The sequence below is a fragment of the Streptococcus sp. oral taxon 061 genome (assembly GCF_964211575.1).
Lineage (GTDB): Bacteria > Bacillota > Bacilli > Lactobacillales > Streptococcaceae > Streptococcus.
The window spans coordinates 127,511-153,531 of sequence record NZ_CAXOQQ010000005.1 but is presented as its reverse complement, the minus strand read 5'-3'; the positions used below and the strand labels follow the sequence as shown (position 1 = coordinate 153,531).

Here is a 26,021-nt window from a genome sequence, read left to right as displayed (position 1 = left end):
CCTCTGTTGTTGTAGTGTAAGTGTTTGTAAACTTACGAGCTTCATTTGCTTCTGTAACAGTAGCTACGAGTTTACCTTCGCCATTATCTACTACTGAGACATGGATTGTATAACTTTCAGTTGAGTATGTAACTCCTGCTACTGAACCAGCTTTTTCTGTAATTTTATATTCGTGGTCTCCAGCTTCAGTATAGAGAACTGAGAAGATTACTTCATTTGTTGCTGCTTCAACACCATTAACTGTCTTACCGTTTGATGATGTTGCAATGACTTTTCCACCTTCGCTCAATTCAAACTCAAATTGTTCTTTAGCAAGTTCTTTACCAACCAATTCTTTAGTTGCTTTGAATGTAGCACGAGCAGGTGATGGCTCATATGTATTTGTTAAAGTAGGTGTTTGAGTTGTAACCTCAGCTTTAAGTGTTCCACCTTCAGCTTTGACAACAACTGTTACTTCGTATGAGTTTTCATCAAATGTGATACCAGGAACTTTTGTTTCAGTATTTTCTTTGATGACATAGTTGTAGGTACCAGGACCTTTAGCTTTCAAACCTTCAAATGTGATGCTTCCATCTGCTTTGTTTGTTGTTGAAGCAATTGGAGTAGTCAAGTTGTTTGCATTGTACAAATCAAACTTGAACTCACCATCTTTCAAGGCTACTGGACGATTTCCAGCAATTACTTTCTTAGCAGTAATTGAGAAATCTGCTGCGATTGGTTCGTCTTGAAGGTTAATCTTAGAACCTTCGGCTCCAAGAACTACCTTATATTCTTTTTCATCAAGAGTATATCCAGCAGGAGCTGTCTTTTCTTTGATGATGAATGTCTTACCAACATATTTTTGATCAAACTCATCAGAGATTGCCACACCTTTTTCATTTGTAGTCAATTCTGTAGAGATAGTCCCATCTTCTGACTTAACTGTGTAAACCGCACCTGCAACTGGAACCAATGTGAAAGCATTTGTCTTGTTGATCTTAATCTTGAAGGCTGTAGAAGCTTCGATTTGTCCTTTTACAAGAGATACACGTTCAGCTTTGAATTCTAAATTTGTGCGATTACTGCGGAAAGGAAGTGCAGTTCCATCTGCTGTAGTCAACTGGATAACGTTTTGAACTTTTCTACCATCACCAGGTGTAGTTGTATGATACTCAACCCAGTATGATTTAGAACCATCTGCAAAGATAAGACTGAACTGAGTATAGTTCTCATTCCAAGCTACAGTATAGTCAGTACCTTCTACCATCTTCTTAGCATCATCCGGAACTTGAGAACTACCATCGTTCAATGTAGCAGAAGAATAAACTACCAATGACTCTGGGATATACTGGATAGGAGCAAATTCAGATGTATTTGGAAGGAAGTCATTCAAAACTAAGTTTTTACCATAGTCTTGTCTTCCAGTATTGACACGAATTCTCCATGGAGAGTATACGTCACCTTTACCTACTGAACCAATTGCTGCTAACTTTGCTGAAGTCCATTCTTTACTTACTACATCGTTACCAACCTTAGCAAAGTTTTCGAAGCCTTCTTGCTTGCTGTCAACTGTCTTAGATGTAAAGGTATGTGTGATTGTTTTACCAACACCCTTGTTTTCAAAAGTTAGTGGTGTTGCTGTTTGGTCACTCTTGAACAAGAAAGTAATTGCATAATTTCCTTTCACGCCTTTAACGGTATCCCCGCCTGTTTTAGCTTGGAACTCATCAAGGTTCTTCAAAGTAACACGTGCTTTACCACCTTGGTTATCACCATTAGCAGTAACAACTACTGTACCGATATTAACTTTTGTTTCCTTATCGAACAATTCAGTCGTTCCATTGTAGACAGTTACCGGTGTAGGAATATCTACATCAAAGTAATCGCCATTGGCCAATTTACCATCATATTGCTTGAGGTCAAATTGAACAAAGAACTGATTTGAACGATTGGTAATAATCTGATAAGTACCGTCACTATTCGGTTCCAATTTGGAATCCGACATATTGAGGACACTTATATCAGTTACTACACCCGTTAATTCTTTCCCATCCGCATAAGCGACATTGGTCGATAAGAACAATGCACTCAGGAAGGTCAGAACTGATACAAAAAATATTATAAACGGCTTTTTCTTAATCTTTTTCACCATTAAATATTTCCTTCTTTCCCTATTTTTTTAAAATATCTTGAATTATTAAATAATCCAAGATAATAGTACTAAATTTCAACTTAAAAGTCAATGAAATCGAGGCTCAGAAGCCCATATTTTTAATAAATTACAAATATAATTATTTTATTTCTTTACAATTATAAGTTTTCGAGTCATAATGTACGTTTTTCTTATATTTTTATTTTTTTCATATACACTAATTTTCATAAAGTTACAAAAACCATCCGAAAATTTTCGAATGGTTTTCATTTTTATGAGAACTATTTCTTTAATAAACTAAGTGCTTCTGCATCCGCAATAATGGTTACATCTGGATGGTTTTGCAAACTACTTGCTGGAAGACTTTCAGTAACTGGACCTTCAACAGTTCCAGCGATAGCTTCTGCCTTAGATTCACCATAAGCAAAGAGAAGAATAGATTTTGCATCTAGAATATTTTTAATTCCCATTGAGATAGCTTGTGTAGGTACATCTTCAATCTTATCAAAGAAGCGAGCATTTGCTTCAATAGTTGACTGATCAAGATCTACAAGATGAGTTTGACTATCAAATGGTGTGCCTGGTTCATTAAAGCCAATGTGACCGTTTCGACCAATTCCCAATATTTGCAAATCAACTGGATGATCTGCAAGAATTTGGTTATAGCGTTCTACTTCTTCTTCTGCATTATCTTTGACTCCACGCGGTAAAAAGCTTTCTTTGAATGGCTTTTTATTGAATAGATTTTCTTGCATAAAGTAACGATAAGATTGAGGGTTCTCTCCATCAAGTCCTACATATTCGTCCAAGTTAACACTTGTAAGATTTGAAAAATCAAGGTCACTCTTAACGATTTCTCCATAAAATTCAAGCGGACTGCTACCTGTCGCAAGTCCTAATGTTTGAGCACCGTTTGCTAACTTTTCTTTTAAAATTTCAAAAGCTACTTTTCCACCTTCTTCAGGATTTTTTACTTGAATAACTTTCATAATTGTTCCTCCATATTTCTTTATTTCATTATATGGTATAGACCAATTTTTGTCAAGTGTAAACGGTTTAATATTTTAAATTTTATAGGATAAAGTTAAGAAAAAAAGAAGACTTAACTAGTCTTCTCTTTTTAAACTTTCAGACTGAATTAGTCTTCTCTTTTCTTTCTTGACAAAGCATAACCTGCAGTAGTTAAACCTACAAGTGCTAAATATGTCAAGAATGATTGTTCAACTGAAGCAGTATTCGGCAATGATTATTAATAAATAGTTCATCCAAAAATGATAAAAAGGCCCTGCTCTTTCGAGCAAAGCCTTTTATGTTAGAGCTAAAATTGCTATTTCAACACCAAAATACTGATGTCATCTCAATCTTAGTCTTCACGTCTTTTTGGTTTTGCAATTAAACCAAGTCCTACTAGACCAAGGGCTGCACCTAGAGCAACTAATCCAACTTTAGATTGCTCACCAGTATTTGGCAACTCACGACCTTTAGGTTTTTCAGGAGTTGGTGGGGTTACTGGTGGTGTTGGTGGTGTTGGTGGTGTCGGTGGTGTTGGTGGTGTTGGTGGTGTTGGCGGTGTTACCTTGTTGTTAAACTCAGTATCTTCAGGCATTTGTGAAGTAAGAGTCAACACTTTACCATCCTTAGTTACAGTAACTCCAACAGTCGCTACCATCTTATCGTACTCAACACCAGCTTCTGTACCTTTCACTTCTTCTACATGATAAATATAAGTACCTTCTTGACCACGTTTGAATTCAAGAGCTGAGAACTTGATCTTACCTTCAGCATCATTGCTTACAGTTTCAATCACATTTCCATCCTTGTCTTTGAGTACAAAAGTAAACTCGCCAGCCTTCAGTGCACGGCCTTCCAATTTCTTAGTGAAGTTGAATTCAACTTTAACTGGAATATTTACAACACGTTTTTCAGTTGGTTTTTCTGGTTTTTCAACTGATTTCTTAGTTGGATCGTATTGGTGAACGATTTGAGAAGCTGTATTTTCAATATCTACACCTTCCTTAGCAGTATCCTTGATTCGTGCAAGAATATCAAACTTGTAGTAACGTCCAAATGCTAATTTAGCAGTGTCGATTACTTGTGTATTCTCTGCATCTCCAAGTGACTTAGTCAATTCAGCCTTAGATGTAGCAGTAATGACACCATCCACAATTGAGATATCAAACTTAGCGGTTACATCTTCACCAGTTACTGAATCGTAAGCTTTAATATCAGCTACATTAACATCCAAGTTTTCACTGTCATATTTATCTGTAATTCCAACAGATTGAATATTGTGAGCTTCTGTAAATTTAGTTGTATCCAACCATACTTGGTAAACAACCTTATCACCTTTATGGAGTGTTTGAGTATTGATATTTTGCGCTTCATTATTATCAACTTTGTCCGCATATGGATCTTTGTTGGTATCAGCTACTTTATCAGTCAACTCTTTATCATCATCCAAAAGTTTAGTTCCAGTAATGTCAAATTTCTCTTCGTTAAGAATGTATTTCTCTGGGTTAAACTCAGGAGTTTCTGGAGGAGTCACAGTGTTATTGAACTCTTTGTCTGGAGCGTCTGTCACTGTCTTCACAAGTGCTTTAGCTTTTCCATCGTGTTCAACTTCTACTGTGATTTCAGCCTTCATAGAGTCGTAAGTGACTGTCGCATCAGATCCTTTAACTTCTTCAATTGTGTACTTGTAAGTGCCTTCTTCGCCTTTCTTGTACTCAATGGCTTTGAACTTAACGTTTCCGTCTTTGTCGTTCTGAACTGTTTCGATTTCAGTACCTTTAGAGTCTTTCAATACGAAGCTAAACTCGCCAGCTTTCAACTCACGGCCTTCGAGTTTCTTAGTGAAGTTGAATTCGACTTCAATTGGAACTGAGTTAACACGTTTTTCAGTTGGTTTTTCTGGATTTTCAACTTTCTTCGTAGATGGGTTGTAGTAGTTTACAATTTGCGCTGCTGTATTTTCGATGTCTACTCCACCTTTAACGTCCGTTTTAACAGTGGCTGGAATATCGAATTTATAGTAGCGACCAAACTCGAATTTAGTTGTGTCGATGATTTGTGTATTGTCTGCGTCTCCAAGTGACTTGGTGAAACCAGCTTTAAGAGTTGCGGTCATCACACCATTTTCAACCTTAATGTCGAACTTATCAGTCACATCCGCGCCAGTTACTGAATCGTAAGCCTTGATAGCTGAAGCGTCTACATCAACCTTCGTTTCATCGAAGTCATCAGAAATACTTACTGATTGGATGTTATCCTTGTTGTTTGCATCGAACTTAGTAGTATCAAGCCATACTTGGTAGTAGAGCTTAGCTCCACGCTTAACAGTCTTAGTATTCAAGTTTTCTGCTTCGTTGTTGTCAGTCTTATCTGCGTATGGATCTTTATTGGTATCTCCGTACTTGTCTGTCAACTCAGAATCATCATCGAGAAGCTTGTTATCAGTAATTGAGAACTTAGCTGTATCCAATACATACTTCTCTGGTTGGAACTTAGGTTCTTCCGGAGGAGTCACAGTGTTATTGAACTCTTTATCTGGAGCGTCAGTTAGTGTCTTCACAAGTGCTTTAGATTTTCCATCGTGTTCAACTTCTACTGTGATTTCAGCCTTCATGGTATCGTAAGTGACTGTAGCGTCAGATCCTTTAACTTCTTCTACGGTGTACTTATGAGTTCCAACTTGAGCTTTAGTGAATTCAAGTTTAGCGAATTTCACCTTACCATCTTTATCGTTCTGAACTGTTTCGATTTCAGTACCTTTAGAGTCTTTCAATACGAAGCTGAACTCACCAGCTTTCAACTCACGGCCTTCGAGTTTCTTAGTGAAGTTGAATTCGACTTCAATTGGAACTGAGTTAACACGTTTTTCAGTTGGTTTTTCTGGTTTTTCAACTTTCTTCGTAGATGGGTTGTAGTAGTTTACAATTTGCGCTGCTGTATTTTCGATGTCTACTCCACCTTTAACGTCCGTTTTAACAGTGGCTGGAATATCGAATTTATAGTAGCGACCAAACTCGAATTTAGTTGTGTCGATGATTTGTGTATTGTCTGCGTCTCCAAGTGACTTAGTGAAGCCAGCTTTAAGAGTTGCGGTCATCACACCATTTTCAACCTTAATGTCGAATTTGTTTGTTACATCGTCACCAGTTACTGAGTCGTAAGCTTTGATCTTAGTAGAATCTACATCAACTTTCGTTTCATCGAAGTCATCAGAAATACTTACTGTTTGGATGTTATCCTTGTTGTCTGCGTCGAACTTAGTTGTATCAAGCCATACTTGGTAAACCAATTTCGCACCAGGTTTCACAGTCTTAGTATTCAAGTTTTCTGCTTCGTTATTTGAAGTTCCATCTACATATGGATCTGTATTTGTTTCACCATATTTATCAGTCAACTCTGCATCATCATCGAGAAGCTTGTTATCAGTAATTGAGAACTTAGCTGTATCCAATACATACTTCTCTGGTTGGAACTTAGGCTCTTCTGGAGGAGTCACAGTGTTATTGAACTCTGTATCTGGAGCGTCAGTTAGTGTCTTCACAAGTGCTTTAGCTGTACCATCGTATTTAACTTCTACTGTGATTTCAGCCTTCATAGAGTCGTAAGTGACTGTCGCATCAGATCCTTTAACTTCCTCTACAGTGTACTTATGAGTTCCAACTTGAGCTTTAGTGAATTCAAGTTTAGCGAATTTCACCTTACCATCTTTATCGTTCTGAACTGTTTCGATCGGTGTTCCATCTTCTGCTTTCAATACGAAGCTGAATTCACCAGCTTTCAACTCACGGCCTTCGAGTTTCTTAGTGAAGTTGAATTCGACTTCAATTGGAACTGAATTGACACGTTTTTCAGTTGGTTTTTCTGGTTTTTCAACTTTCTTCGTAGATGGGTTGTAGTAGTTTACAATTTGCGCTGCTGTATTTTCGATGTCTACTCCACCTTTAACGTCTGTTTTAACAGTGGCTGGGATATCGAATTTATAGTAGCGACCAAAGGCGAATTTAATTGTGTCGATGATTTGTGTATCATCTGCGTCTCCAAGTGACTTAGTGAAGCCAGCTTTAAGCGTTGCGGTCATTACACCATTTTCAACCTTGATGTCGAATTTGTTTGTTACATCGTCACCAGTTACTGAGTCGTAAGCTTTGATCTTAGTAGAATCTACATCAACTTTCGTTTCATCGAAGTCATCAGAAATACTTACTGTTTGGATGTTATCCTTGTTGTCTGCGTCGAACTTAGTTGTATCAAGCCATACTTGGTAAACCAATTTCGCACCAGGTTTAACAGTCTTGGTATTCAAGTTTTCTGCTTCGTTATTTGAAGTTACGTCTACGTATGGATCTTTATTAGTATCTCCGTACTTGTCTGTTAACTCTGCATCATCATCGAGAAGCTTGTTATCAGTAATTGAGAATTTCTCTTCAGTTACAACGTATTTCTCTGGTTGGAACTTAGGCTCTTCTGGAGGAGTCACAGTATTATTGAACTCTTTATCTGGAGCGTCAGTCACAGTTGCTACAATTGCCTTAGCAGTACCATCATGGGCTACCTTCACTGTAACTGTTGCAACCATATCGTCGTAAGTTACTGTTGTATCAGTACCTGCAACCTCTGAAACAGTATAAGTGTAGGTCTTACCAAGATCATCTTTACCAAACTTAAGTGTCTTAAAGGTAATCTTACCATCTTTATCATTCTTAACAGTTTCAACTGCAACATTGTCTTTCTTAAGAACAAAGCTAAATTCACCAGCTGCTAGAGTACGGCCTTCCAATTTCTTAGTGAACTTGAGATCAACTGTAACTGGTACAGAGTTGACACGTTTCTGAGTTGGTTTTTCAGGTGTTTCTACAGATTTGCTTACTGGGTTGTAGACATGAACGATTTGGTTGGCCTTATTTTCAATATCAGCTCCTGCCTTAACATCTGCTTTGACAGTGGCTGGGATATCAAATTTATAGTAGCGACCAAATTCAAATTTAGTTGTGTCGATAACTTGAGTATTATCCGCATCACCTAAAGACTTGTTCATAGAAGCTTTAGAAGTTGCTGTGATTACGCCATTTTCAACTTTAATGTCAAACTTAGCAGTTACATCTTGGCCAGTTACACTATCGTATGCCTTAATATCAGCAGCATTAACTGTTACTTTTTCAGCGTCATAAGTATCAGAGATACCAACAGATTGGATATTATTCTTCTCTGAGAAGTTTCTAGTATCTAACCATACTTGATAAACTAATTTATCCCCACGTTCAACTGTCTTAGTATTAATATTTTCTGCTTCGTTGTTGTCAGTCTTATCTGCGTAAGGATCAGCATTTGTATCTGTGTACTCATTTGTCAACTCATGATCGTCGTCAACGAGTTTTGTACCAATGATGTCAAATTTTTCTTTGTTAAGTACGAATTTTTCTGGTTGGAATTCAGGTGTTTCTGGAGGAGTAATCTTGTTGTTGAATACTTTATCTTCAGTACCATCAGTTGATGCTCCGTTATCATCTACACCACCAGTTGATGATAGGCTTGTTACTGTAGTAAGTGTATGACCGTTCTTAGCAACCTTAACTGTAATAGTTGCCTTCATCGTATCGTAAGTCATACCAACTTCTTTCGTTGTTGGAATAACTTCTTCTACAGTATAGGTATGTGTACCAATTTTCGTATTGTCGAATGACAATTCAGTAAATGTCACTGTACCATCTTTTTTGTTGGCAACAGTTTCAACTTCTTGACCTCTTGAATCTTTAAGAACAAAGTTGAATTCTCCGTCTTTAAGTTCACGTCCAGCCAATTTCTTCGTGAAGTCAAATTTAACTTTTACTGGTGCTACCACATAGTTGTTGAAGACCTTATCATCATCACTTGATTTGAATCCACCTTCAGCACTGTATTTAACAGTTGCTTCTAAGTTACCTTTAGAATTTTCAGTTACAGTAACTGTCATGGTAACAGTCATTGCATCGTAGTCAACGTCTGTATCAGAACCCTTTTGTTCAGTGATTTTGTATTTATAAGTACCAGCTTTATTGAAGGTCAGCTTGCTGAATGTAGCTTTTCCATCCTTGTTGGTAACAGTCTCTTCGTGCTTATCAGGACTACTCTTATCTTCTGTTAATTTGAAAGTAAATTCACCATCAACAAGTGCACGTCCTTCCAATTGTTTTTCAACTTCAGGAATTACTTCAGCTGGCTCTTGTTTTACATAGTAGTAAATAGGCTGTTTATACGGTGTCAAAGAGTTAAGCAAGTCAACGTTTGTACCGATACCACCAACTCCACGTTCTAATTGTGCGTTAGCTGAACCGTGTCCAATCCCGTCTCCTAAGAATGGTACGAATACTGTTTTATATGGAGTATATCCTGCAGCTTTTTGGAAGTCAAATGTGATTTCTTTACCATTTGGATGGTTAACTCCATCAGAACCAGTGTATGCAATTGTATTAAGAGGTGATTTCTTGACAACTAATTCTTGTGTGTTATGTTCACCTGGTTTAATAGGTTTCGTTTCTGCAAGCAACATATAGCCATCAGTACTTAATGAACCATCAGAACGCTTGCTTTGTTGTCTTGGATCTAATAAGTAAACACGAATAACTACCGAACCGTCTTCTCCAACAACTTCTTTGATACGTTTGATACCGTATCGCTCCGCATCCATGAATTTAGAACCGATAGTATAAGGACGATTTACAAAGCCTGATTGATCATTTGCATTAGCTCTTTGATACAATTTATATCCATCAAATTGGCGCTCACCAGATGCTGTGAATCTTTGTCCTTCTTCAGCTTTAAGTGTATATCTAGCTAAGTCTACTTCATTACCATTTTCTTTATAATCTTGAACAGTTTTATCCGTTTTATTAGCGTTGAAAGTAGGGTTATTTTTATCAACTACTTTATAGTAAGTTGTTTTATTAATTGTTTCTGGTATTTTAGCGTTTGAATCAGTAATTGTACGGCCATTGTAAGCTGGTTCAACAACGTTTATAACATCTGTTGTAGTACGAGCATTATAAACCGCAGTATAAAGTGTTTGCTCTGCAGGTGTCAATTGGTGTCCAGCAGCCACTAAATCTGTTATACTCTTTCCAACTTCATAACCATTTTGAATAAATGGTTGAGTAGTTTTACCTTTTTCAGCAGTACCTGCTTTATAATCCACTTGGAAGGTTAATTGACTATTAGACGCAGCTGTGGTAGTAGTGAATTTTTGAACACCACTAGAGGCAGTAATTGTTCTTGTTTCAACTACAGTACCAGTCGTTTTATCGATTAAATCAACAGTTGTATCTGTAGATTCATCAAATCTCTTATAGGCACGAGCATAGTATTTTGTACCATAACGTTCATTGAATCTAGTTAAATCCCAGATAGCGTATGTGTACCAATCTCCTTCTTTAGCTGAGTAACCAGCTGGTACCGTTTGAGAACGAACACTTGCACCATTTGAATCTGTCATATTAGGTGTAGCAACTTCACCATCCTTTAGGTAAGTAGTTACAGCAATTGGTTTAGAGTTATGGTCTCCAGATACAACTTCTTCTGTAGCAGCACGACGATTACGAACTTTAGGTTTATCACCTTCTGAAACAGCTGGCTTAGTTTCTTCAGCTTTTTCAACCGGCTTAGCATTTTCCTTATTAGCAACCTCAGTCTCAGTTGAAGCAGGTTTTACTTCTTCTGCTTTTTCTGAAGAAACTGGTTCAGATTTAGCTTCTTCTGTTTTAGCCTCAGAAGCTGCTTTTCCTTCTTCAACCTTGTTTGTCTCAGCAAGCACAGTTGTTGCAGCATTTTCTACAACATTCTGTTCCTTTTTAGAGGAATCCTCGCTGACACTATCCTTTTTCACCAACTCTGTTTTTTCTTCAGAACTTGGTTGCGTAGGAAGTTCAGAAGCTTTTACCGCACCACCATTTGCTAACATAAAGCTAAGGGTTGTTCCCAAAAATACGGATGCAACACCTACCTTATATTTCCGCAAAGAGAAGCGTTGTTGTTCTTTTCTTATCATTTGGATAAGTTCTCCTTTTTTATATTTTTACTATTAGTCAGAAACAATTTGATGTTTTAATATTTTTGGTTATTAAATACACATTTTTTCCAACTTGTTTAGCATCTTCATCTTATCATAAGAATTTAAATAGTTCAAAGAATTATGTGCTCAGGAAAACGTTTTCTTTATTGGTTTTTAGGTTTTTTTAAAAATAAAAATATTCATTATATATATTTATATGCATAGGGATTTAGTTCCCATTATTTATGGTTTTTTAGTCAACTCTCTCATTATTTATTATAATTTTATTACTTAGCATTTCATTTTGATTACATTTTAATGATTGTGAAAATATTATCATTTTCATAAAATAAAAAATGATTCCCTTACGAGAATCATTTTTTTATTTAGATAGCTTCTGTAACAAAACTTCTACTTTCTAATACTTTTAGCATGGCATCTGCTGTATCCAAAGCTGTAAAGAGAGGAACTCCATGTTCGATAGCTGAACGTCTGATTTGCTCTCCGTCCTCATCGGCTGTCCGTTTGGTACCAACAGTGTTGATGATAGCTTGAATTTTTCCTTTGCGGACGTAGCTTGGGATATCGTGTTCATCATCACCAATCTTACCAACGAGTTGGGCTTGCAATCCATGACTTGCAAAGAACTCCGCTGTTCCTGCAGTTGCAAGAATTCCGTAACCAATATTTTGGAAACGACGAGCCAAATCCAAAGCTTCTTCTTTTGCATCATCAGCAATGGTAAAGACAACATTCCCAAAGGTTGGCAAGTGGAGATATGAAGCTTCAAAAGCTTTATAGAGAGCTTTTTCAAGAGTCGTATCTGATCCCATAACTTCTCCTGTTGACTTCATTTCAGGACCAAGAAGGCTGTCTACCTTAGCTAGTTTGGTAAAGGAGAAGACTGGTGCCTTGATATGAACTCGTGTGCTTTCAGGGTAAAGTCCATCTTGGTAACCAAGTTCTTCGAGACTTTGACCAAGAATCAACTTAGTCGCTACCTGTGCCATAGGGATATTGGTTACTTTTGAAAGGAATGGTACGGTACGGCTAGCACGCGGATTTACTTCAATAACGAAGACTTTCTCATCCTTGATAACAAACTGGATGTTCATCATCCCAAGACAGTTGAGGCCGATTGCAAGACGCTTAGTGTAATCAGCAATCGTTTCTTGCACCTTTTGAGACAAGGTTTGTGGAGGGTAAACAGCCATGGAGTCACCTGAGTGGACACCAGCACGTTCGATATGTTCCATGATACCTGGAATGAGAACATTTTGTCCGTCTGAGATGGCATCAACTTCACATTCTTGTCCAACGATATAAGAGTCAACAAGAACTGGATGGTCTGGACTTGCCTTAACTGCAGTACGCATGTAAGAACGAAGATCATCTTCATTTTCAACGATTTCCATAGCGCGTCCACCCAAAACATATGAAGGGCGAACGAGAACTGGGAAACCAATTTTACGTGCAGCAAGTACTGCTTCTTCTTCATTGGTTGCTGTTTGTCCAGGAGGTTGTGGAATATCCAAGTCTTTGAGGGCTTGCTCAAAAAGGTCACGGTCCTCTGCACGGTCAAGGTCAGCAACCTGCGTACCAAGAATAGTCACACCTGCTTTTGCTAATGGCTCAGCAAGGTTGATAGCTGTTTGACCACCAAACTGAACGATAACACCTTTTGGTTGCTCTAAATCGATAACATTCATAACATCTTCGAATGTCAATGGTTCAAAGTAGAGTTTATCAGATACAGAGAAGTCTGTTGAAACTGTCTCTGGGTTTGAGTTCATGATGATAGCTTCATATCCAGCGGCTTGAATAGCCTTAACAGAGTGAACTGTTGCGTAGTCAAACTCCACACCTTGACCGATACGGATTGGACCTGAACCTAGGACAAGGACAGATTCCTTATCAGACTTGATAGATTCATTTTCCCAACCATAGGTTGAATAGAAGTACGGAGTTTCTGATTCAAACTCTGCTGCACAAGTATCCACCATCTTGTAAACTGGGACAATCTTGTTTTCCAAACGTAGTTGGCGCACTTGGTCAGCTGTAGTATTCCAGAGTTCAGCAATCTTACGATCTGAGAAACCATTGAGTTTTGCTGTTTTTAAGACGTCTACATCTTGTGGATGTGAACCTAATTCTTGCTCAATTTCAAAGATATGCAAGAGTTTATCAAGATAGAAGATATCAATCTTAGTCAAATCTGCAATCTCTTCTGGTGTATAACCACGACGAATAGCTTCTGAAACATAGAAGAGACGGTCATCTTGAGCTTTGACAACTTTTTCAATCAAGGCATCATCTGAGACTTCTGCAAGTTCAGGCATTTCATTGTGGTGAACTCCAATTTCAAGCGAGCGACAAGCCTTAAGAAGTGATTCCTCGATGTTACGACCGATGGCCATGACTTCTCCAGTTGCCTTCATCTGGGTACCGAGACGACGTTCACCCTTTTCAAATTTATCAAATGGGAAACGTGGAATCTTGGCAACCACATAGTCAAGCGCTGGTTCAAACATAGCATAAGTTGAACCTGTAACTGGGTTAATGACCTCATCCAAAGTCAATCCTACAGCAATCTTAGCAGCCAATTTAGCGATTGGATAACCAGTCGCCTTAGAAGCAAGGGCTGATGAACGAGATACACGAGGATTTACTTCGATAACATAGTACTTAAAGCTGTGTGGATCAAGCGCAAGCTGAACGTTACATCCGCCTTCAATCTTGAGAGCGCGAATAATGCTCAAACTAGCATCACGAAGCATTTGGTTTTCATAGTCGGACATGGTTTGCGCAGGGGCAAATACGATAGAGTCCCCTGTGTGAATTCCAACAGGGTCAAAGTTTTCCATGTTACAAACAACAAGGGCATTATCAGCTGAGTCACGCATGACTTCATACTCAATTTCCTTGAAACCGGCAATGGAACGTTCAATCAAACACTGGGTAACAGGTGACAACTTCAAACCATTTTCAGCAATTTCACGCAATTCTTCCTCATTGGCACACATACCACCACCAGTACCACCTAGAGTAAAGGCTGGGCGGACGATAACTGGATAGCCAATAGTTGCTGCAAAGGCAACTGCTCCCTCAACTGTGTTGACAATTTCTGATTCTGGAATTGGTTGCTTGAGTTCTTCCATCAATTGTTTAAAGAGATCTCGGTCCTCCGCTTGGTCGATGGCAGACAGTTTAGTCCCGAGAAGTTCTACTCCAAGCTCATCCAAGATACCATTTTTTGACAATTCCATGGCCATATTAAGCCCTGTTTGCCCTCCAAGAGTTGGAAGCAAAGCATCTGGACGTTCCTTACGGAGAATACGAGTCACAAACTCAAGTGTAATCGGTTCGATGTAGACCTTGTCTGCGATCTCTTTATCTGTCATGATGGTTGCAGGATTTGAGTTAACCAAGACAACCTCATATCCCTCTTCTTTCAAAGACAAGCAGGCCTGGGTTCCAGCATAGTCAAACTCAGCAGCCTGACCAATAATAATAGGACCAGAACCAATCACCATAATTTTTTGAATATCAGTACGTTTAGGCATTTATAAGATATTAAGGGCGTCAAGCGGACAAAGCTAAAATAGGAGTTATGACGAAGAACTGTTAGTTCTAGGAATAACTATCTTTTTAGCACCGTCCGTAGCCCGTATTCAGTTCAGCAAATACGAACTACCCTTCTCCTTTCTATTCGGCAACTCTCTGATTGCCATTAAATAAATTCTCCGACGATTTTTCACTCGTCTTTAGTTTGCTTGTTTGAAAGCTTCCATCATCTCGATGAACTCATCAAATAGATAACTTGCATCATGTGGCCCAGGAGCTGCGTCTGGGTGGAATTGCACAGAGAAACCTGGTAGATATCTGTGACGTACGCCTTCAACTGACTTGTCATTGATTTCTTCGTGGGTGATGATTAAGTGCTCTGGTAAATCCTCACGGCTAACTGCGTAACCATGATTTTGACTAGTGAAATCCACGCGCCCAGTTGCAATTTCACGAACAGCATGGTTAAAGCCACGGTGACCAAACTTCATTTTATAGGTCTTAGCACCATTTGCCATTGCAAAGAGCTGGTGACCCATACAGATACCAAAGATTGGAATTTTCCCGAGAATACCTCGGATCATCTCAAGAGCTTCTGGTACATCTTCTGGATTTCCAGGACCATTTGACAACATAACTCCGTCAGGGTTTAAATGCAAGATTTCCTCAGCCGTAGTTGTGTATGGAACTACAGTTACGTTACAATCACGTTTAGATAGCTCTCGTAAAATAGAGTGTTTAAGACCGAAGTCTACTAAAACAACGCTCAAGCCAACTCCTGGAGCCGGATAAGCAGTCTTTGTAGAAACTTGTCTGATATTATCAGTTGGCAAAACAGTTGCTTGAAGTTGATCTGCGATATGATCCATGCTATCTCCAGCATGTGTCAAAGTTGCACGCATTGTTCCATGTTTACGGATAATCTTTGTAAGAGCTCGAGTGTCAATACCTGAAATTCCAGGAATTTTCTTAGCTTTCAAGAATTCGTCCAGCGTCATTTGGTTACGCCAGTTGCTGGCTCTACGAGCCTCTTCGAAAACCACAACTCCCTTACAAGTAGGACTGATAGACTCGTAGTCGTCACGGTTAACTCCATAATTCCCTACCAGTGGATATGTGAAGGTCAAGATTTGTCCATTATAAGATTGGTCTGTAATGGATTCTTGATATCCTGTCATTCCTGTATTAAAGACGATTTCCCCTGTTACATCAATATCTGCACCGAAGGCCTTACCTTCAAAAACTGTGCCATCTTCTAAAACTAGAAGTCGTTTTGTCATATTTTCACCTCTCGTGGACGCTCACTGGCGTCTTTTAACGTTTTGTGTATTATTTGGCTTTTCTACTTGCCAATACGGATTCTAAGATTGCCATTCGAACAAATACTCCATTGGTCATTTGTTGAACAATGCGTGATTTTGGAGCTTCAACCAAGTGGTCAGCAATTTCCACATCCCGATTAACAGGAGCCGGATGCATAATGATTGCTTCTTCTTTTAAGCAATTATAGCGTTCTTGGTTCAAGCCATGTTGAGCGTGATACTCTTCTTTTGAGAAGACTGCTCCACTTTCGTGGCGTTCATGTTGAACTCGAAGCAACATCAGAACATCTACCTGGTCAACAATCTCGTCAATAGTTACAAACTGACCATAATCTGCAAACTCTTGACTTCTCCATTCCTCAGGTCCTGCAAAGTAAAGTTCAGCACCTAAACGTTTCAAAATCTGCATATTGGACTTGGCAACACGTGAATGGTCCAAGTCACCAGCAATGGCAACCTTGAGCCCTTCAAAACGGCCAAATTCTTCGTAAATTGTCATCAAATCAAGCAGACTCTGACTAGGATGTTGCCCCGATCCGTCGCCTCCGTTGATAATTGAAGTCGTGATTGTAGGACTCGCTATCAATTCCCTGTAGTAATCAACCTCTGGGTGCCGAATAACACAGATATCTACACCAAGCGCAGACAAGGTCAAGATTGTATCATAGAGTGTTTCACCCTTGTTTACCGAGCTTGTATTCACATCAAAGTCAAGTCGTTCCAATCCCAGTTTAATCTCTGCAACTTCGAAGGATTTATGCGTTCTTGTCGAATTTTCAAAGAAAAGGTTGGAAACAATGGGATGGTCTTCGTAGGGCAACTGGGCTCCATTTTTAAACTCAATCCCTCGTTTAATCAATTTTATAACCTGATCTACAGTGAGATCTTCCATGGACACCACATGTTTGAGTGCTTGTTGATTTTCTGACATGGCTACTCCTTTAGCTATTAAGCTTCTTCAGTAATCAAAACTCTATCTTGGCCATCAAGTTCTGTCATCTCAACGATGATTTCTTCAGAACGACTGGTTGGAATATTTTTCCCAACATAGTCGGGACGAATTGGCAATTCTCTGTGTCCACGGTCAACTAGTACCGCAAGACTCACGCGCGCTGGACGACCATGTCCAACAATGTTATCGATAGCAGCACGGATTGTACGGCCTGTATAGAGCACATCATCCACCAAGATGACCTCGCGGTCTGTCACATCGACAGAAATTAATGAAGTATCCTCACCACTCTTAACATCGTCACGAAAAGGTTTAGTATCTAACTCTACAACAGGAACTGAGATGCTTTCCAATTGTTCCAAGCGTTCTTGAATACGGTGAGCAATAAAGACACCACGTGTTTTGATACCCGCTAAAATGATCTTATTCAAATCTTTGTTGCGTTCGATGATTTCATAAGTGATACGCGTAATTGCTCGCTTGACGGTTAATTCGTCTACAACTTCTTTTGTCTTCATGACAAACCTCCAAAAAGAAAAGTCTCCTTAGACAAGGAGACTTGAGAATGTATAACTAAGCGAGCCATACTGCAAACAGTATAGACTTACCCTTCTACTTTATCGAGCTCCTTGACTGCCTCACGGGACAGGTTTAAAGGAATATTTTATTGTCCTTACTATATCACAAAGCCTAGACCAAAGCAAGTAAAAACATTCAATACTTGGCCTTATAATGAACTAAAATCGTATAACTGTGGATAGTGTTCGCATTCTGGATTTTTGGGATGACAGATAGCACGACCAAAGTAAATCATGGCTTGATGCGCCGCCAACCACTTTTCTGGTGGCAAGACATCCATGACACGTTTTTCAACTTCTAATGGTGTAGCTGATTTTTTAACAATATCATGGTGTTTACAAATGCGCTCCACATGGGTATCTACCGCAAAAGCTGGAATTCCAAAGCCCACACTCATGACTACATTAGCTGTTTTACGCCCAACTCCAGCCAAACTTTCTAATTCTTCTCTAGTCTGAGGAACTTGACCATCAAAATCTTCTAATAACTGTTGGGCACATTTTTTAAGGAATTTAGCCTTATTTCGATACAGACCTAAACGAGAAATATGCTTAGCAATGTCACTCTCACTTGCGTCTGCCATGGCTTGTGGTGTAGGGAAGGCTTCAAAAAGAGCTGGAGTCGCCTTGTTTACTGCCGCATCTGTCGTCTGAGCAGACAACATAACTGCAACTAAGAGTTCAAAATGATTGCGGAAATCTAGACTAGGTTTTGCATCTGGAAAAAGAGCTATGATTTCCTCAATGACATGACGGGCACGTTTCTTGGATAAAACCATCTATTCGTCTCCATCAAACAGCCCTTGTAAACCTGCAAAAGGACTACTTTCTTCTTTTTTGACTGCTTGTTGAGCTTGATATTCTTCTTCAGTCATGATTTGCCAGTCATTTCCAGAAACAAATCCCTGACCAGCTTCTTCTTCTGCTGTTAAGACCTTGATTGGAATATTTAACAAAATATTATCTGAAACGCTCTCAGCAAGGTCGATTTCACCATTTTCGATAGGTAAAACCAAGTCATCATCAATAACTTCTTGGTCCAGTTGATTGGTAGCACCTTCCATAAAGACTTCTGTCACCGGATAAGACTCTGCTAACTCAACAGGTTCCATACTACGACTAGAAGCAAGTACGATAGTATAAGACAGTTGGTAATCTAAGAAAAACATACGGTCTTCATACTGAACCTTTCCAACTGCGACAATATCTTTTACGTCTAAAATTTCTTGGTTACGCTCACGTAAGTCGGCTGCTAAGTCTAAGGCTACTTCAAAATGCAAGCCTTCAGGCTGCTTACGAACTTCTTGAATATTTAATTTCATACTTCCTCCATAAAGATTTACTCACTTGATTATACCATGAAAGGAGATCAAGTAAAGCCTCTAAACTTTTAAAACATCATTCTGTATTTTTTTGGTATATTTATTATGATAAATTTATTTTTTGTGCTATACTATAGGCATCAATAGATGAGCAAAGGAGGACGCTCATATGGAAGACAAAGCTCTTTTAACAGAAGCCTATCAACTCGTTTCAAAATTAAACCAAACAATACAAAGCTGTAAACAGGGATTACCTGATGATCTACGCTTACAGCAAAATATAGACGAAATTCTCAGAGCACTTAAAAAAGCTGAGAAAGTAGACAACGCCATCTTAATTGAACTGGAAACTTTTTACCAACGGACTAGTCTTTTGATTGGACTTGGCTCACTGAAGTTAAATGACCAAGCCCGCACTGCTTGGAGAAACTATGACAAGTTCCACTACGCTCAAGTTAAGCACGTTTTAACACTCTATGGACCTGTTTTTGGTTTTTAAAAATAGAGGATTTTCTGGCTTAATCTTGACAAATTTTCTTAAAAAGAGTATGATGATTGCAACAATACTCGGAGGTAAGGGAGACATGAACAACTAAGTCTATCAAATAAAGAACCTTTATTTAGTAGATCTTGTTTCTGTCTCTTTTTTGTGTGCTCTTTTTTCTGCCTGATTTTCAGCCCTTTTAAAAGAGTTTTTTTGACATAGACGATTAGCTCTACTAGGTAAAGTAGAGCTTTTTGTTATGCAATATGGACATTCTAGAAAGGGCAATAGTATGATAAAAATCAATCATCTGACCATTACACAAAACAAAGATTTAAGAGACCTTGTTTCCGATTTAAACATTACCATCCAAGACGGAGAAAAGGTCGCTATTATAGGCGAAGAAGGAAATGGAAAATCAACCTTACTTCGAACTTTAATGGGAGAAAATTTAGCTGATTTCACTATCAGGGGAGAAATCCAATCTGACCTTCAGTCCCTGGCTTACATTCCTCAAAAACTACCTGAGGATCTGAAAAAGAAAACTCTACATGACTACTTCTTTTTAGATTCTGCTGATTTAGACTACAGCATTCTTTATCGTTTGGCTGAGGAGTTGCACTTTGATAGCGACCGTTTTGCTAGCGACCAAGAAATTGGTAGTCTCTCGGGTGGTGAAGCTTTGAAAATTCAGCTCATCCATGAATTTGCCAAACCCTTTGAGATTTTATTTTTAGATGAACCTTCAAATGACTTGGATATAGAGATGGTTGATTGGCTAAAAAAACAGATTCATAAAACCAGGCAAACCGTTATTTTCATTTCTCATGATGAAGATTTTCTCTCTCAAACAGCAGACACCATTATCCACTTGCGACTGATCAAGCATCGAAAGGAAGCTGAAACCCTAGTAGAACATTTAGACTACGATAGCTATAGTGACCAGAGAAAGGCTAGTTTTGTCAGACAAAGCCAGCAAGCTGCTAACGACCAGAGAGTCTATGAAAAAACCATGGAAAAGCATCGCCGAGTTAAGCAAAATGTAGAAACTGCACTTCGAGCTACCAAAGACAGTACTGCCGGGCGACTACTAGCTAAAAAGATGAAAAATGTTCTTTCTCAAGAAAAACGCTACGAAAAAGCAGCTCAGTCCATGACCCAAAAGCCACTTGAAGAGGAACAAATCCAACTTTTCTTTTCAGATATAGAGCCATTAGCGGCTTCAAAAGTCATAGTTCGACTAGAAAACGAGACTTTATCCATTGGCCAACGAATTCTGTCTCAAGGGCTACAATTGACTATCCGTGGTCAAGAAAAAATCGGCATTATAGGTCCCAATGGCGTTGGCAAATCCACTCTTTTAGCAAAGTTACATCAACTACTAAGCGGCAAAAGAGAGATTTCGCTTGGATTTATGCCACAAGATTACCAAGAAACACTACAATTGAATCTATCCCCAGTAGAATTTCTCAGCCAAACTGGACACAAAGAGGAAATACAGAAAATCCAATCTCACTTAGCCAGTCTTAATTTTAGCTATCCAGAGATGCACCACCAAATCCACTCCTTATCTGGAGGTCAACAAGGTAAACTCCTTCTTTTGAATTTAGTTCTGCGAAAGCCAAACTTTCTCCTTCTGGATGAACCCACACGAAATTTTTCTCCAACTTCTCAACCAGAAATCAGAAAACTCTTTGCCAATTATTCTGGTGGTCTTGTCACTGTTTCGCATGATCGACGTTTCTTAAAAGAAGTTTGTACGAGTATCTATAGTCTGACAGAGCATGGTTTAGAAGTAGTCGATTTACAAGATCTTTAACTTTTGGAAATAAAACATCCAGAGAAAACCTCTGGATGTTTTTTACATATGTTTCAAACGCTCAATCCGTTCTGAAATGGGTGGATGCGTATAAAATAGTTTTTTCAAGAAACCTGGTTTTTGAGGATCATTGATATAAAGTGCACTACTAGCATCATCCACATGATGACTCATGGGTTGACTATTGTCTAATTTTTGTAAAGCATTGATCATCCCTTGCGGATTACGAGTTAATTCCACACTTGAAGCATCTGCTAGAAATTCTCGTTGGCGAGAAATGGCTAACTGTACCAAAGTTGCTGCAATAGGTGCTAGAACAATTGCTAGGAGAGAAATGACTAACATAATCACTTCAAGTCCTCCACTGTCACGGTCACTATTCCTTCTACTACGTGATGCTCCACCCCACCACATCATACGACCAGCCATACTTGATAAAAGGGTAATGGCACTGGCAAGAGCAACCGCAATGGTAGAGATTCGAATATCCAAGTTGCGTATGTGACTAACTTCATGCCCAATTACCGCTTCTAACTCCTCACGATTCATGATCTCTAGAAGTCCTGATGTCGCTGCAACAGCAGCATTTTGAGGATTCGAACCCGTAGCAAAAGCATTTAAGCCAGCATCATCAATGACATAAACTCGTGGCATAGGAATTTGCGCCACCATAGCCATATCCTCAACAACATGATAGAGAACAGGTTCTTCATTCCTATCAACTTCACGCGCACCATTCATACTCATGACAATCTCTGTAGATTGAAAAATCATGGTCAAGGCATAGATAAAGCCAAGAATCATGGCTATAGTCACGCCCCCAAATCCTGAGTTCATGAAAAGATATCCAACTGCATAACCTACAATAGCTAACAAAAGAAAGAAAACAATTAATAAAACCCAAGTTTTACGTTTATTACTAGCGATTTGTTTGTACAGCATCTTAGTCACCTAAACCACTAAAATCAACTCTAGGAACAGCCTTTTCTTCTTCTGGAGTCTGAAGGAAATCCGCTGCCTTGAAGCCAAAGATAGCCGCAACCAGATTACTTGGGAAAGTTTCTAATTTAACATTATAGTTGCTAACGACACTATTATAAAGTTGGCGAGAATATGATATTTTATTTTCTGTATTAGTCAGTTCTTCTTGTAAGTGAGCAAAGTTGCCACTAGCCTTCAAGTCAGGATAGTTCTCTGCAACCGCAAAGATACCAGATATCTGACGAGTCAGTGCATCACTAGCTTTCATGGCTTCTGCAGGTGTAGTTGCTGCAGCTACTTGTCTACGGAGTTCAGTCACCTTTTCAAGAGTAGAACTTTCGTATTTAGCATAACCTTGTACTGTTTCAATTAAGTTTGGTAAGAGATCATTTCGACGCTTCAACTGAACATCGATCTGACTCCAAGCTTCCTTGGTCTGCATACGATTTTTCACCAATTTATTATAGCAGTCAATCACCAAGAAAATAAATAGAGCAAGAACTCCAAAAAACAACCATTGCATCATAAAGCTCCTTTCTGCTTTTGATTAGTACAAGTATATCAAATTTCCATGTTTTTGTGGTAAAATAAGATGATATACAAGAAGGACATAACTATGAAACCAGAAACTTTTTACTCATTACTTGACCAACAGAATATTAATCTTACTGACCAGCAAAAAACTCAATTTGAGCGCTATTTTCAACTCTTAGTCAAGTGGAACCAAAAAATCAACCTGACTGCCATTACTGAAAAGGAAGAGGTTTACCTTAAACACTTTTATGATTCTATCGCTCCTATCCTACAAGGGTTGATAGAAAACCAAGAAATTAAGTTACTTGATATTGGCGCTGGTGCAGGATTCCCAAGTCTTCCTATGAAGATTCTCTACCCTCAGCTAGATGTGACTATCATTGATTCTCTGAACAAGCGCATTAACTTCCTTCAGCTTCTAGCTGAGGAGCTTGATTTAGAAGGGGTTCATTTCTACCATGGACGTGCCGAAGACTTTGCCCAAGACAAGAACTTCCGTGCCCAATTCGACATTGTGACAGCTCGTGCGGTTGCTCGCATGCAAGTTCTCTCAGAGTTAACCATTCCCTACCTTAAAGTTGGTGGAAAACTTTTAGCTCTTAAGGCCAGTAATGCTCCTGAGGAATTGACAGAAGCCAAAAATGCTCTCAACCTTCTCTTTAGTAAGGTTGAAAATAACATCAGCTACACACTTCCTAATGGAGACCCTCGCTACATCACCATTGTAGAAAAGAAAAAAGAAACTCCAAACAAATATCCACGTAAGGCCGGTATGCCAAATAAACGACCACTTTAAACATTTTTAAAAAGATACCTAAAAAATCAGCCTCACCTTTTTGTTTCTTTGCTCGGGAAAAAATGATTTACAAAATCATGCCTCGCTCTCTTGTTTCAAGGCTCGGGAAAAAATGATTTACAAAATCATGCCTCGCTCTCTTGTTTCAAGGCTCAGGAAAAATTCGTTTACAAAATCATTTTTTTCTGCTATACTATCACAAGCAAAGGTTTTTAATGTCATCCCGTGAGGTGACGAAGACGCAGATATATATGAAATTCTTTAAATATTGGGATAACCATGTTTTAAAGATGTCTTACTCTGAGAGCCTATTGCTGTAAAATAATGGGCTCTTTTTTGATGCCCAAAAAGTGAGGTATTTATGAAACAAGAATCAACTGTTGATTTGTTACTCGACGTTGACCAACGTCCTTCTTTTGGTAAGGGAATTCTACTCAGCTTCCAGCACGTGTTTGCCATGTTTGGTGCTACCATCTTGGTGCCACTGATTTTGGGAATGCCTGTATCTGTTGCCCTGTTTGCATCAGGTGTCGGAACACTGATTTACATGGTATGTACTGGCTTTAAAGTTCCGGTCTATCTCGGTTCTTCTTTTGCCTTCATCACTGCAATGTCTCTTGCTATGAAGGAAATGGGTGGCGATGTTTCTGCCGCTCAAACAGGGGTTATCTTAACTGGTTTAATCTACGTTCTTGTTTCAACTAGCATCCGCTTTGCTGGTACAAAATGGATTGATAAACTTTTACCACCAATCGTTATCGGACCTATGATTATCGTAATTGGTCTTGGTCTTGCAGGTTCAGCTGTAACAAATGCTGGTCTTGTTGCTGATGGCAACTGGAAAAATGCTCTTGTAGCTGTGGTTACCTTCCTCATCGCTGCCTTTATCAATACAAAAGGAAAAGGATTCCTTCGTATCATTCCTTTCTTGTTTGCCATTATCGGTGGATATATCTTTGCAGTCTTTCTTGGTCTAGTAGACTTCACACCTGTTCTTCAAGCTAACTGGTTCGAAATTCCAGGCTTCTACCTACCATTTAGCACAGGTGGTGCCTTCAAAGAATACAACCTTTACTTCGGTCCAGAGACGATTGCAATCTTACCAATCGCAATCGTAACAATCTCAGAACACATTGGAGACCACACGGTCTTGAGCCAAATCTGTGGCCGTCAATTTTTGAAAGAACCAGGTCTTCACCGTACCCTTCTTGGTGACGGTATCGCAACATCTGTATCTGCCTTCCTTGGTGGTCCTGCTAATACTACCTACGGTGAAAATACAGGGGTGATCGGTATGACTCGTATCGCTTCTGTCTCAGTTATCCGTAATGCAGCCTTTATCGCAATTGCCCTTAGCTTCCTTGGTAAATTCACTGCTTTGATTTCTACAATCCCTAGCGCCGTACTTGGTGGTATGTCAATCCTTCTTTATGGGGTTATCGCCAGCAACGGTTTGAAAGTTTTGATCAAGGAACGTGTAGACTTTGGTCAAATGCGTAATCTTATCATAGCAAGTGCAATGCTCGTGCTTGGACTTGGTGGAGCAATCCTTAAACTTGGTCCAGTTACCCTTTCAGGTACTGCCCTATCAGCAATGACAGGTATCCTTTTGAACTTGATCTTGCCATACGAAAATAAAGACTAAAAGCATTCATAAAAAAATCCACTCGAATGAGTGGATTTTTTGCTTATGTTCTCCAAGTAATCAAGAGGTACAAGAGACTTGAACCAAACATATCTGCAAGAGCGTGCATGAGAAAGAATGGCAGTAAATTCTTGACTACATACTTGTACAAGAAATAATAGAATAGTCCGTAAACAAGACCAATAACCAAGGCCCAGAGTAATCCTTGGTAGGTATGGAAAGAAATCCGTATGATTACTGAGTATAATAGAACCAGCCACTGATGTTTTTCTTTTACTGAAGTCAGCAATCCCAAGAAGAAAAATTCTTCGTAAAAACCATTTAAAAGCGCATAGCCAATAGCCATTGGCGTTAAGGCCATGAATTTTCTAATGATTTCCATTGGGTCTATAAAAGGAATCAACTGAGGATTAAAATAATTGTACTCACCACTAAGGGTTGTTACAATATCACCAAAAATACCAACAATAGCAAAGATAAGGGGAACCCAGATGAAAACAGACCAGGAAAAGCGTATAGGAAGTTGTTTAAAATCATAATTTCGAATCAAGAGATAAAGGAAAGTAATCCCTAACATCATCAATTGAAAAGTAAAATTACTAGAATAAGCTGCCCCATCACTTGCTACATTTGTTGTAGTTTCCGCAACACTAGCAAGAGTTGAAGGTGATAGACTATCCATAAATTGTTGAGTAGAACGGATGATAAACTCTCCAAACATTAAAACAGTGATGATTAAGATGTCGAACCATTTTAAGTATCTTAAAGGCTTAGCTGGATGAATACTTTGTATAAAATTCATATTTCCTCCGTTTAGCTTATTTTTGTAACTTCATTATAAACTTTCAATCTTAAAATTAAT

The 26,021-nt window shown here is 38.8% G+C and carries 17 protein-coding genes; 4 read left to right on the top strand and 13 right to left on the bottom strand.

The features are described 5' to 3' along the window. From AB8E63_RS05520 to AB8E63_RS05475, 10 genes are all read right to left on the bottom strand, one after another. Positions 1–2,131, bottom strand: a 2,131-nt coding sequence (locus AB8E63_RS05520; RefSeq protein ID WP_368910330.1) for an FctA domain-containing protein, incomplete at its 3' end; no start/stop codon positions are given. Positions 2,132–2,412: 281 nt separating this feature from the next. Further along, positions 2,413–3,120: a glucosamine-6-phosphate deaminase gene (locus AB8E63_RS05515; protein ID WP_368910329.1), complete on the bottom strand. Its 708-nt coding sequence runs from the start codon at positions 3,118–3,120 to the stop codon at positions 2,413–2,415. Between the two features lie 149 nt (positions 3,121–3,269). Continuing rightward, positions 3,270–3,374, bottom strand: a complete 105-nt coding sequence (locus AB8E63_RS05510; protein ID WP_368910328.1) for an LPXTG cell wall anchor domain-containing protein — start codon at positions 3,372–3,374, stop codon at positions 3,270–3,272. A 120-nt stretch (positions 3,375–3,494) separates the two neighbouring features. Next, positions 3,495–11,159, bottom strand: coding sequence for an SspB-related isopeptide-forming adhesin (locus AB8E63_RS05505; RefSeq protein WP_368910327.1), 7,665 nt, complete (start codon positions 11,157–11,159; stop codon positions 3,495–3,497). A 389-nt stretch (positions 11,160–11,548) separates the two neighbouring features. After that, a complete protein-coding gene (carB, locus tag AB8E63_RS05500; protein ID WP_368910326.1) occupies positions 11,549–14,725 on the bottom strand; it encodes a carbamoyl-phosphate synthase large subunit in 3,177 nt (1,058 codons plus the stop codon). Between the two features lie 201 nt (positions 14,726–14,926). After that, the gene (locus AB8E63_RS05495) at positions 14,927–16,006 is read right to left on the bottom strand and encodes a carbamoyl phosphate synthase small subunit (RefSeq protein ID WP_006151564.1); all 1,080 of its coding nucleotides are present in this window, start codon (positions 16,004–16,006) and stop codon (positions 14,927–14,929) included. 49 nt (positions 16,007–16,055) lie between these two features. Then, on the bottom strand, positions 16,056–16,979 hold the full coding sequence (locus AB8E63_RS05490; RefSeq protein ID WP_368910325.1) for an aspartate carbamoyltransferase catalytic subunit: 924 nt from the start codon (positions 16,977–16,979) through the stop codon (positions 16,056–16,058). Between the two features lie 17 nt (positions 16,980–16,996). Next, on the bottom strand, positions 16,997–17,518 hold the full coding sequence (gene pyrR, locus AB8E63_RS05485) for a bifunctional pyr operon transcriptional regulator/uracil phosphoribosyltransferase PyrR (protein WP_368910324.1): 522 nt from the start codon (positions 17,516–17,518) through the stop codon (positions 16,997–16,999). A gap of 209 nt (positions 17,519–17,727) precedes the next feature. Continuing rightward, entirely contained in the window at positions 17,728–18,357 is a 630-nt protein-coding gene (nth, locus tag AB8E63_RS05480; protein WP_036753407.1) for an endonuclease III, read from the bottom strand. After that, positions 18,358–18,900, bottom strand: a complete 543-nt coding sequence (locus tag AB8E63_RS05475) for a DUF177 domain-containing protein (protein WP_368910323.1) — start codon at positions 18,898–18,900, stop codon at positions 18,358–18,360. It abuts the gene before it with no gap. Positions 18,901–19,069: 169 nt separating this feature from the next. On the opposite strand from AB8E63_RS05475, the gene AB8E63_RS05470 reads away from it, so the two are divergent. Together AB8E63_RS05470 and AB8E63_RS05465 are read left to right on the top strand one after the other, a co-directional pair. Further along, the gene (locus AB8E63_RS05470; protein WP_368910322.1) at positions 19,070–19,399 is read left to right on the top strand and encodes a helicase BlpT; all 330 of its coding nucleotides are present in this window, start codon (positions 19,070–19,072) and stop codon (positions 19,397–19,399) included. Between the two features lie 244 nt (positions 19,400–19,643). Then, positions 19,644–21,203, top strand: a complete 1,560-nt coding sequence (locus AB8E63_RS05465; protein WP_368910321.1) for an ATP-binding cassette domain-containing protein — start codon at positions 19,644–19,646, stop codon at positions 21,201–21,203. Positions 21,204–21,245: 42 nt separating this feature from the next. On the opposite strand, the gene htpX is transcribed toward AB8E63_RS05465, so the two are convergent. Together htpX and AB8E63_RS05455 are read right to left on the bottom strand one after the other, a co-directional pair. After that, positions 21,246–22,145, bottom strand: coding sequence for a zinc metalloprotease HtpX (gene htpX / locus AB8E63_RS05460; protein WP_314944107.1), 900 nt, complete (start codon positions 22,143–22,145; stop codon positions 21,246–21,248). Between the two features lies 1 nt (position 22,146). Next, on the bottom strand, positions 22,147–22,707 hold the full coding sequence (locus AB8E63_RS05455; protein ID WP_314944108.1) for a LemA family protein: 561 nt from the start codon (positions 22,705–22,707) through the stop codon (positions 22,147–22,149). Positions 22,708–22,800: 93 nt separating this feature from the next. Here AB8E63_RS05455 and rsmG point away from each other — a divergent pair, with 93 nt between their 5' ends. Both rsmG and AB8E63_RS05445 read left to right on the top strand, forming a co-directional pair. Beyond that, the gene (gene rsmG, locus AB8E63_RS05450; protein ID WP_368910320.1) at positions 22,801–23,514 is read left to right on the top strand and encodes a 16S rRNA (guanine(527)-N(7))-methyltransferase RsmG; all 714 of its coding nucleotides are present in this window, start codon (positions 22,801–22,803) and stop codon (positions 23,512–23,514) included. Positions 23,515–23,875: 361 nt separating this feature from the next. Continuing rightward, positions 23,876–25,159, top strand: a complete 1,284-nt coding sequence (locus AB8E63_RS05445) for a uracil-xanthine permease family protein (protein ID WP_036753427.1) — start codon at positions 23,876–23,878, stop codon at positions 25,157–25,159. Positions 25,160–25,202: 43 nt separating this feature from the next. Here the strand turns inward: AB8E63_RS05445 and AB8E63_RS05440 are convergent, their stop codons facing one another. Next, on the bottom strand, positions 25,203–25,961 hold the full coding sequence (locus AB8E63_RS05440) for a CPBP family intramembrane glutamic endopeptidase (RefSeq protein WP_368910319.1): 759 nt from the start codon (positions 25,959–25,961) through the stop codon (positions 25,203–25,205). Positions 25,962–26,021: the final 60 nt, after the last annotated feature.